The organism is Stenomitos rutilans (genome assembly GCF_059505485.1).
In genome coordinates, this window is the sequence record NZ_JCACKR010000005.1 from 1 (window position 1) to 9,289 (window position 9,289).

General features: G+C 53.4%; 10 protein-coding genes. 7 read left to right on the forward strand and 3 right to left on the reverse strand.

Going from position 1 to position 9,289, the window contains the following annotated elements:
- The first annotated feature begins 18 nt into the window (after positions 1 to 18).
- The 3 genes from AC5JLP_RS00155 to AC5JLP_RS00165 all read left to right on the forward strand — a co-directional run bounded on the left by AC5JLP_RS00155 (position 19) and on the right by AC5JLP_RS00165 (position 1,780).
- Complete coding sequence (locus tag AC5JLP_RS00155; RefSeq protein ID WP_496065861.1) at positions 19 to 345, forward strand: GNAT family N-acetyltransferase; 327 nt, start codon at positions 19 to 21, stop codon at positions 343 to 345.
- A 23-nt stretch (positions 346 to 368) separates the two neighbouring features.
- Complete coding sequence (locus AC5JLP_RS00160; protein ID WP_496065862.1) at positions 369 to 1,277, forward strand: DMT family transporter; 909 nt, start codon at positions 369 to 371, stop codon at positions 1,275 to 1,277.
- A gap of 317 nt (positions 1,278 to 1,594) precedes the next feature.
- Entirely contained in the window at positions 1,595 to 1,780 is a 186-nt protein-coding gene (locus AC5JLP_RS00165; protein ID WP_496065863.1) for a chlorophyll a/b-binding protein, read from the forward strand.
- A 276-nt stretch (positions 1,781 to 2,056) separates the two neighbouring features.
- Here the strand turns inward: AC5JLP_RS00165 and AC5JLP_RS00170 are convergent, their stop codons facing one another.
- On the reverse strand, positions 2,057 to 2,572 hold the full coding sequence (locus AC5JLP_RS00170; protein WP_496065864.1) for a hypothetical protein: 516 nt from the start codon (positions 2,570 to 2,572) through the stop codon (positions 2,057 to 2,059).
- Between the two features lie 241 nt (positions 2,573 to 2,813).
- On the opposite strand from AC5JLP_RS00170, the gene serA reads away from it, so the two are divergent.
- A complete protein-coding gene (gene serA / locus AC5JLP_RS00175; protein WP_496065865.1) occupies positions 2,814 to 4,394 on the forward strand; it encodes a phosphoglycerate dehydrogenase in 1,581 nt (526 codons plus the stop codon).
- 91 nt (positions 4,395 to 4,485) lie between these two features.
- Positions 4,486 to 5,376 (forward strand): 50S ribosomal protein L11 methyltransferase, encoded by an 891-nt coding sequence (prmA, locus tag AC5JLP_RS00180; RefSeq protein WP_496065866.1) that lies wholly within the window; start codon positions 4,486 to 4,488, stop codon positions 5,374 to 5,376.
- A 561-nt stretch (positions 5,377 to 5,937) separates the two neighbouring features.
- Here the strand turns inward: prmA and AC5JLP_RS00185 are convergent.
- Positions 5,938 to 6,282, reverse strand: coding sequence for a hypothetical protein (locus AC5JLP_RS00185; RefSeq protein WP_496065867.1), 345 nt, complete (start codon positions 6,280 to 6,282; stop codon positions 5,938 to 5,940).
- A gap of 129 nt (positions 6,283 to 6,411) precedes the next feature.
- Between AC5JLP_RS00185 and AC5JLP_RS00190 the strand changes: the two genes are divergently transcribed.
- Entirely contained in the window at positions 6,412 to 7,827 is a 1,416-nt protein-coding gene (locus AC5JLP_RS00190) for an aspartate ammonia-lyase (RefSeq protein WP_496065868.1), read from the forward strand.
- Positions 7,828 to 8,000: 173 nt separating this feature from the next.
- Here the strand turns inward: AC5JLP_RS00190 and AC5JLP_RS00195 are convergent, their stop codons facing one another.
- Positions 8,001 to 8,384 (reverse strand): hypothetical protein, encoded by a 384-nt coding sequence (locus tag AC5JLP_RS00195; protein WP_496065869.1) that lies wholly within the window; start codon positions 8,382 to 8,384, stop codon positions 8,001 to 8,003.
- A gap of 91 nt (positions 8,385 to 8,475) precedes the next feature.
- Here AC5JLP_RS00195 and AC5JLP_RS00200 point away from each other — a divergent pair, with 91 nt between their 5' ends.
- Entirely contained in the window at positions 8,476 to 8,742 is a 267-nt protein-coding gene (locus tag AC5JLP_RS00200) for a hypothetical protein (protein WP_496065870.1), read from the forward strand.
- The last annotated feature ends 547 nt before the right edge of the window (positions 8,743 to 9,289 follow it).

Below are 9,289 nucleotides of genomic sequence, written 5' to 3' on the forward strand. Positions count from 1 at the left end.
GGCTGATGCTGAAGCGGCTTGCTGCCTCCCCTTGAGATCTCAAATGGGTTCTATACGGTCGTTGAAGTTGGCGATAGAGTCATTGCAGTGGTTTTAGTGACGTTTGAATGGAGCGATTTCAGAAACGCCTGGTTCTGGTGGCTACAGGATGTTTACGTGGAACCGAACTATCGTCAGCAAGGCATTTTTCGCTCTCTCTACCAACATTTGAAAAGTCAAGCAACCCTGGCGAATGCGTGTGGTCTGCGTCTCTATGTGTACCAAGGTAATGTAAAGGCACAAGCGGTTTACGAGCACTTGGGGATGCTACCCTCAGACTCTCTCATGTATGAAGAGCATTTGTAACCCATTGATTTAATCAGAACACAGTGGCTTTCTCATTGCTCACAGATTTTCGTGGGGAACTGGCAGCACTCAGTGCGGCGTTCATTTGGGCGATCGCGTCTGTCATCTATACCGACATTGGGCGGCAGCTACCGCCATTGGTGCTGAATTTAGTGAAAGGAGTGATTGCGATCGCCCTCCTCATCCTCACGTTGCTGCTAAAAGGCGAGCTACTACCTCATGTCAGCATGACAGCGATCGGGCTGCTCGTTCTCAGTGGTGTGGTTGGTATTGGGTTTGGCGACACCGCGTACTTTGAAGCACTCAACTGCTTAGGTGCGCGGAGGGCATTGGTTTTAGAGTCAGTTGCACCACCGCTAGCGGCTGTTATGGCATTGGTTTTCTTGCAGGAACGTCTTGCAGTTGGTGCTTGGCTTGGCATTGTCCTGACGATCGCGGGTGTCACCTGGGTCGTCGTTGAACGAACGCACAGCACACAGCAACCTCAAAGCTATTTGTGGCGAGGGACAGTCTTTGGCTTCCTGGCCGCGCTGGGACAGGCGAGTGGCGCGGTGCTTTCCAGAGCTGCCCTTGCAGGCACCGCGATCGATCCGCTGTGGAGCTCCTTAATTCGGTTAGTAGCAGGAGGCTTGGTGTTGTTGGTCTGGCTACTGCTACAACGGCGACCCGTACAAGCCCTAAAGCCACTGCGATCGCGCCGCTTCTTGATCATCCTTATCGGAACCGCTTTCGCCAGCACCTATCTTGCCATTTGGCTTCAACAGGTTTCATTGAAATACACGGCCACTGGCATCGCCCAGTCTCTCAGTGCGACCAGTCCTTTGTTCGTCATTCCAGTGGCGATCCGGCTGGGCGAGAAAGTTAGCATCAGGGCGATCGTAGGCGTATTCCTAGCCCTCAGCGGCATTTTGCTACTGTTCAGTTGGAAGTGAGGGAACAGGAAAGAATGTTTTGAGTCAGCCGTGCAACAGTCGCCATTAAACTAGTTCCCCTGCATCAAGATAGCCTGACTATGCACTAGAGACTGCCACAACTGAACAATCGAAGCACCCTGCCCCCTTGCTTCCCCAAAATACGGTTTTGCCCCTTTGGAAAGATCTACTCAACTTACCTAGCCATTCTTGAAATCCTTCGTTATATTAATTTACATAACTTAACGAAGCTTTAGTGGTGGTTTTCCACTTCATTAAGGGCGCTAGTTCCTTGATCCGTCATCTTTGTCAATCTGAAAGTAATTGGAGCAATAACCATGACTAACGCAACACCAAAAGTGACCACTCCCATCGTTGAAACTGATCGCAATGCTTGGAAGTTTGGTTTCACTCCCCAAGCAGAACTGTGGAACGGTCGTCTTGCCATGATTGGCTTCCTGGCTGCACTACTGCTTGAACTTTACTCTGGTCAAGGTGTTCTACATTTCTGGGGCCTGCTGTAGAGCGCTCGCTTTTTCCATCGAGTCATTTCCAGACAACATAATCTCCCTTCTTTAGCTGCTGTTCTGACTGGATCAAACGGTCGAACGGCAGCTATTACTGTTGAGGAAGTTTAGCCTTCGGATAGCAGCGTTTAATCGAGGATAATGCTTCCTTACCAAAGGCTAAACCCTAACTAAAGAACGAGAATTAATTAAAGTGTGATCTTGAGGTACGGGCGCACAGCCGTGCGTCCCCTACAGAACATCTCACTTGTCGAAGTTATTTAATCCGCAATCCTAAGCGTCAGACGTATCCACATAGCCCTGAAGATTTTCAGGCTCAAACTGCCGCAGAATCGTCGTTGCTTGTCGGGTAAGCGCTTCTGAACCTTTGACAACGACTAGGTATTTACCAGCACTAAGGCGATTCCGATAGGGCAGCGCATCACCGCTACCTGAGGTCAAACCAACGCCACCTCCCACAAAAATGCTGCCCAACGCACCCGATGCAGCGCCCAGCAAGCCGCCAATAATATGGCTGCCAATGTCGCCAGCCCAGGCAAAGGTATCGAGGCCAGTAATCAGATTAAACACATAGCCAGCGGCAAAGCCAAAAGGGACAAGCCAAATAGCCATGAGCTTGACCTGCTTACTAGCTTCCTGGTTGGGGTCAAGTAAGCCGTACTCATCGGCACTTTTGTACCCTTTGCCCAAAATGGCAATCTTAGCCATCGGTAGTCCCTGGCGTTCAAGCGCTGAGTACGCCTCTTCTGCCTGGATGCGATCGCTCAAGACGGCAACAAGATAATTCATAGGAAGAACAGATACCTAATAGCGAAGAAACAGAGATTAAAAAATCAAGCGATTTCGGCAAAGCAAGACTCAAAATGACGTAATCTAGATGGTCTGTTTGGATAGCCATCTTCATCTTAAGTGAGTGAGGGAACCCTTTGCGTCTTCCCTCGTGACTGAAGCTTTTGTCGTGATGGCTGTATTCAAAAATTACCTTTTGTTGTTCTCTAGAGCGCTCTGCGTTTAACCCTGACTGGTTGTTATGCCTAAAGTTCTTGTTTCTGATCCGATCGACCAGGTGGGGATCGATATCCTCTCTCAAGTGGCGCAGGTTGACGTTAAAACGGATTTGTCGCCCGATGACCTGATCAAAATCATTCCAGACTACGATGCGCTGATGATTCGCTCCGGGACGCGCGTCACGCAGGCAGTCATTGAGGCGGGTAATCAACTCAAAATTATTGGACGAGCAGGCGTTGGTGTAGACAATGTGGATGTGCTGGCAGCAACCCGCAAGGGCATTGTGGTGGTCAACTCGCCAGAAGGCAATACGATCGCCGCTGCTGAGCATACCTTAGCCATGATGATGGCGATGTCGCGCTACATTGCCGATGCGAACCAGGCTGTTAAAGCGAGCAAGTGGGATCGTAAGCATTACACGGGCGTTGAAGTCTACAAAAAAACGTTGGGTATTGTCGGGTTGGGTAAAATTGGTGCCCATGTAGCAACCGTTGCTCGTGCAATGGGCATGAAACTGTTGGCTTACGATCCCTTTATTTCTCACGAACGGGCAGAACAATTGGGCTGTCGGATTGTCGAAATGGATGTGCTGCTGCAACAGGCAGACTACATTACGCTGCATATTCCCAAAACGGCAGAAACGACTCACCTCATCAATGCAGATGCGATCGCCCGCATGAAGCCGACAGTCCGCATTATCAACTGTGCTCGGGGAGGCATTATTGATGAAGCGGCCCTGGCAGAGGCGCTCAAGGAAGGCAAAATTGCCGGAGCCGCACTGGATGTGTACGAGCAAGAGCCGTTGGGCGAATCGCCGTTCCGATCGCTCGGCAAAGAGATGGTGATGACCCCTCACCTGGGTGCTTCGACTGAAGAGGCACAGGTAAATGTGGCGATCGACGTGGCTGAGCAAATTCGGGATGTGCTGCTGGGCTTACCTGCGCGATCGGCCGTCAACATTCCTGGGTTGCGTCCCGATCTGCTGGAGCAACTGCGCCCCTACCTGCAACTCGCTGAGACGCTGGGCAATCTGGTCGCGCAACTGGCAGGCGGACGGGTGGAATCCCTCACGGTGCGGCTCCAGGGTGAACTGGCAACCAATCAAAGTCAGCCGATCGTCGTGGCGGCTCTCAAAGGCTTGCTCTCTCACGCCTTGCAGGAGCGGGTCAACTACGTCAACGCTAGCTTGGAAGCGAAGGAACGCGGCATTCGCGTTATCGAAACCCGTGATGCTTCTATCAAGGACTACGCAGGTTCACTTCATCTTTCAGCGAAAGGCTCTCTTGGCGAACATTCTGTCACGGGTGCGCTGTTGGGTGATTCTGAAATTCGTATTACAAATGTGGATGAGTTTCCGGTCAACGTGCCGCCCAACCGCTACATGCTCTTTACCCTGCACCGCGACATGCCAGGGATTATTGGCAAAATCGGCTCGTTGCTGGGTGACTTTAATGTCAACATTGCCAGTATGCAGGTCGGTCGTAAGATTGTGCGTGGCGATGCGGTTATGGTACTCAGCATCGACGATCCCCTTCCCGACAACATCCTGGCCGAGATTTTGAAAGTGCCAGGGATTCGGGATGCTTATACGGTAACGTTGTAGCTGTCAGCGATCAGCCGTCAGCCATCAGCAATGACTGGTAATGGCAGCAAAACTGGCAACCTAAGCTGAACGCTGAACGCTGAACGCTCTTATGGCAAGCAGTTGGTGGGAAATTCAGATTCTTTGCGATGCCGCGCTGGAAGAAACAATCTTTTGGCGGCTGGAGGTGTTTGGCTGTCGTGGCATGTCCAGTGAGATCAAAGGGTACTCCTCGCTGATTGGAGCCTACTTGCCGCAAGAGCAAGCACACGTGCTGGATTTAGCAGCGCTAGCCTTGGCGTTACGGCAAGATGCGCTGTGTGTAGGGCTGCCCATCCCAGCCGTGCAGTGGGATTTGATTGACGAAGAAGATTGGGCGACAACCTGGAAAGCCTACTGGCAGCCGCAGGAAATTGGCGATCGCTTTCTCATCAATCCCGCTTGGCTACCGGAGCCAGAGAACACCGATCGCATTGTGCTCCAGCTTGAGCCGGGGGTTGCCTTTGGAACGGGCGATCATGCCACAACCCAGCTTTGCCTGGAATCGCTCGAAATGCGGCTGGGTGGTGAGGCGACGGAGCTCACCATTGCCGATATTGGCTGCGGGTCTGGCATTTTGTCGATCGGGGCTATTCTATTGGGTGCCAAAAAAGCCTACGGGGTGGATACCGATCCGCTAGCCGTAAAAGCCGCCCGCGAGAGCCGCGATCTCAACGAGATTAAGGGCGAACAACTGGTCGTCGAGCAAGGCAGTGTTGATCGCGTTGCCGAAATCATTGATGCACCTGTGGATGGCATTGTTTGCAATATCCTCGCTGAAGTCATCATTGACTTGATTCCTCAGATGACCGCGATCGCCCATTCACACACTTGGGGCATCTTTAGCGGCATTCTGCTCGATCAGGCAAAGCCTGTCGCCGACACCCTCGAAGAAAATGGCTGGGTCGTCGCGGCTCTGTGGAAACGCCAGGATTGGTGCTGCATGAATGTACGACGATCGTAGGCAAGCACTTGTTCATCTACAGTTAACTTCAAGGTTTAAAGGGATTGCTTGTGTATGCTGAATTTCGATCGCTGCACTACTGCTCTACACAATTCAATCTATCTTAGGAACCGGAACAAAATAAGACCGGGAAATTAGGAGAAGGATGATGGGTTAAAGAAACCACGCAGATTGTCTTTGATGAATTCTTACCGAAGTGGAATTACACTGCCAAACCTCAAGTCACATGATTTCCGGTCTTATTTAATCCACGATCCTTAGAGGAAGAGATGATCGCTGTGATACCAATTTGAATTGAAAATGCGACACATCCTGTAGGGGCAAGGCATTGCCTTGCCCCTACCCACCGATTGATCTGTAGCCGTCATTCTTTAAATCGGTATGAGACAGTTTCTGACTGGCTATCGATCGATGCCCATATCTCTAGCCGATGCGTGTCTAGTACGATGTCAGAGCTGTAGAACAATAGCCTGGTGCTAACGCTTGACAGTGATTTTCAAATTTATCGCAAGCATCAAAAGCAAACTATTTTAGTGCTGATGCCACCTGCATAATCTAGTTTTAACTTTGAATTGTTGCAGTTGTGGATCGGAACAGCAACTGGCTGAGTAGTGGTCGATTACTCCTCACCTTAAGTTGGTTTAAGCCTGGTCTCACATTGCCAATATTGCTCTGCATTTGTGGCGAATGGATTGCGATCGTGTTGTCTTTGTTTGGTTCTGTCTGAAACTCGCAGTGCAGCACGATCGCTTCCGACTGTCGCAGAATGATCGCATCAGCACGAATCGGCTCAAGGGAAAGTTCAGATAGACTTAATGAGATTAGTTCAATGGATTCTCTCAGCAACCAGTTAGCAAAGTCAGTCGAAAAGGTTTCAGCGAGAAACTTGCAGATGTTGTCAAACATGGTGCGATCGTACCAGTCTGAGCTTTGCCATAGTGAGGGTTTTGTTTAGAGCATAAGGGTATCGCAAATAACCGCTTCAGCGCTAAGTTGTGGAATATTGGTGGAGAGTAACCAGACCCGATAAAACCTATGACGAACCCAGAAGCGTATCGCGTTGAGAAAGATTCGATGGGCGATCGGCAGATTCCCGACACGGCGTATTACGGCATTCAAACGCTGCGGGCGATTGAGAACTTTCCGATTAGCGGTTTGAAGCCCTTGTCAACCTATGTTGATGCCTGTGTGCTGATTAAGAAGGCAACCGCGATCGCCAATGGAGAATTGGACTGCATCACACCCGAAATCAGTCAGGCGATCGTGCAGGCAGCAGACGAAGTGCTGAATGGGAAACTGCGCGATCAGTTTGTGGTGGATGTGTATCAGGCGGGGGCAGGCACATCGCATCACATGAACGTGAATGAAGTGCTTGCGAATCGGGCGCTGGAAATTCTGGGCGATGTGAAGGGCAACTACAAGCGGTTGAATCCCAACGACCATGTGAACTACGGGCAGTCTACGAACGATGTGATTCCGACTGCGATCCGGATTGGGGGACTGCTGGCGCTAGAGCGATCGCTGTATCCCGCTTTAGCAGGAGCGATCGCAGCACTGGAAGCAAAGGCGCAGGAATTTCACGATGTGATTCGATCGGGCAGAACGCACCTGCAAGATGCCGTTCCCGTGAGGTTAGGCGACAATTTTCGCGCTTGGGCACAGATTTTGAGCGAACATCTGCTGCGGATTGAAACCGCCTCAAAGGACTTGATGATTTTGGGCTTGGGCGGCAGTGCAGCAGGCACAGGACTCAATACCCATACCCAATACCGTTTTCGCGTGGCAGAAATTTTGTCAGATCTAATTGACCAACCGCTGCGACCTGCCCCTCACCTCATGGCAGCCATGCAGAGTATGGCACCCTTCGTCAACGTTTCTGGTTCCCTTCGCAACCTGGCGCAAGATTGCGTCAAAATCTCTCACGATCTGCGCCTGCTTGATTCTGGTCCCAAAACAGGCTTTAAGGAAATTCAACTGCCACCTGTGCAACCTGGTTCGTCCATCATGCCCGGAAAGTACAATCCTGTGATGGCAGAAATGACCTCCCAGGTGTGCTTTCAGGTGATGGGCTATGACACCGCGATCGCCTTTGCTGCCCAAGCAGGACAACTCGAACTGAACGTGATGATGCCGCTGATTGCTTACGACTTGATCCACAGCATTGAGATTCTCGGCAACACGATCGCCGCTCTGGCAGAGAGGGGGATCAAAGGGATTACCGCGAACCGCGATCGGTGTCTCGCCTATGCAGAAGGCAGTCTTGCGCTCGTAACAGCACTTAACACCCACATTGGTTATCTCAATGCAGCAGCAGTGGCCAAAGAATCCCTTGAGACGGGCAAATCGTTGCGTGCGATCGTGCTGGAACGAGGCTTGATGGATGCTAAAACGCTGGCAAAAGTCCTGAACCTGGAACAAATGAGCCAGCTGCCAGAGGGGGGTGGGGAGTAGGGAGTAGGGAGTAGGAAGGGGGGGAGAGTTTTGAGTTTTGAGTAGCGCTTTGCGCCGACAAGCTAGAGAGTTTTGAGTTTCAAGAGAGGTGAGAGGTGAGAGGTGTAAGAGTTTTGAGTTGCCTCCTCTGCCTCGTACATTCTGCTTTTTATCCTTTGCCCATTCCTAACAAGTTAAGACAAACCTGTTTCTGTCAAGACGGATGGGGACGGCGACCAGTCGAGCTTGGGAAGGTTTTGGCGTACCGCCTTGAGGCCAGCAAGGTCGCGCTTTGCCGGTGCCGCGACGTCGGGCATGGGGTCGGTGGTCGTGCGCTTAGCCAGGGCAAGGGCGCAGTGAGAGACCCCTGGCAAACGCCTTGCCAAGGCGCGGCGCTCGAAGGGGACAGCGAGTGCAGGGGCGAGTGCAGCGGCTCCATCGCCAGACGGCGTCGAAGCGCCAGGCGGCCCAGCGGTGCCGCTGGCTGCGGTTGCTGGAGCCAGTCCACCAGTCCGTGAGACCGCGCTGGCGCTGGCGCGTGTGGCAGGTTGCCGCCCGCCGCCAGCGAGGGCAGTCAAGGTCAGCCACGCCCAAGGGGGGCCGTCCCGTGGGGGCCGTGACCGCGGTGCGGTCGGTGTGCCCAGCGGAGCCCACCTGGACTGCGACCCCGTGCCAGCTCAAGCTGGGCTGACCCTTGTCGCCTTGGCCGCGGTGCATCAGTGGGCCACGGTGCACCGCACTGCGGCTCCACCCGTGCGGCTGCGACCGCGTGCCTTGGCTTGGCGGCGGGTGAGGCCGCCAACCTGCTGGGTGAGGAGCACCGCCACCGAACCCAAGTCCCCAAACCCTCGCGCTCAAAGCAACCGCGGTGGGGCAGCGAAACAGCGCTGCGCGTGGGGAGCCGTCGCCAACCCAGACCCGCTCCAAGGGTGCTAAGGCTACTGGCACACGCTCCGCCAGCGGTCGGCTCGCTCGCCGCACCCAGCGCGCCGTGAGCACGGGCAACCCAGCCGGCACCCCGCGCTCAAACCACTGGGCGGGAAACGCTCAACATCGTTGTGCTACCGATGGTTGCGAGACCTGGACCGCTTGGCACCACAACCGATCGGCGCGGACTCAGTACCGCGTTACTGCTCCCACCCAGGGCACCTGTCGCCCGCGCCCGCGCCGCACGGCTGCCACCCTTAACGGTCAGCTCCGGCGCCCTCTCGCCGTCCCCACTGCCGAGAAGAGGCAGCGGGGGCAGACACGGCTGGACGCCGCAAGGCCTGGTGTTGTTGGCTGACAACGGCGTTGGTTAACGCTGGTGGGTGATGTCGTCGCACGGGGTCTTGGAGGCTCGCTGAGTGGGGCATACTATCCAGTGGCTGGCTTGACTTTCACCTGCATTCCTTCACTTTCTACCAATGGGTAAAGGGTAAAAGGCAAGGCTCTATAGGTAATTCAGGGAGTTAAGGGAGAAGAGTTTCTAACAAAGCACTGA

Bases quoted from the DNA above. Each gene is read 5' to 3' on its own strand.
- AC5JLP_RS00190 (WP_496065868.1), top strand. From the start codon at position 6,412: ATGACGAACCCAGAAGCGTATCGCGTTGAGAAAGATTCGATGGGCGAT.
- serA (WP_496065865.1), top strand. From the start codon at position 2,814: ATGCCTAAAGTTCTTGTTTCTGATCCGATCGACCAGGTGGGGATCGAT.
- prmA (WP_496065866.1), top strand. From the start codon at position 4,486: ATGGCAAGCAGTTGGTGGGAAATTCAGATTCTTTGCGATGCCGCGCTG.
- AC5JLP_RS00185 (WP_496065867.1), bottom strand. From the start codon at position 6,282: ATGTTTGACAACATCTGCAAGTTTCTCGCTGAAACCTTTTCGACTGAC.
- AC5JLP_RS00170 (WP_496065864.1), bottom strand. From the start codon at position 2,572: ATGAATTATCTTGTTGCCGTCTTGAGCGATCGCATCCAGGCAGAAGAG.
- AC5JLP_RS00165 (WP_496065863.1), top strand. From the start codon at position 1,595: ATGACTAACGCAACACCAAAAGTGACCACTCCCATCGTTGAAACTGAT.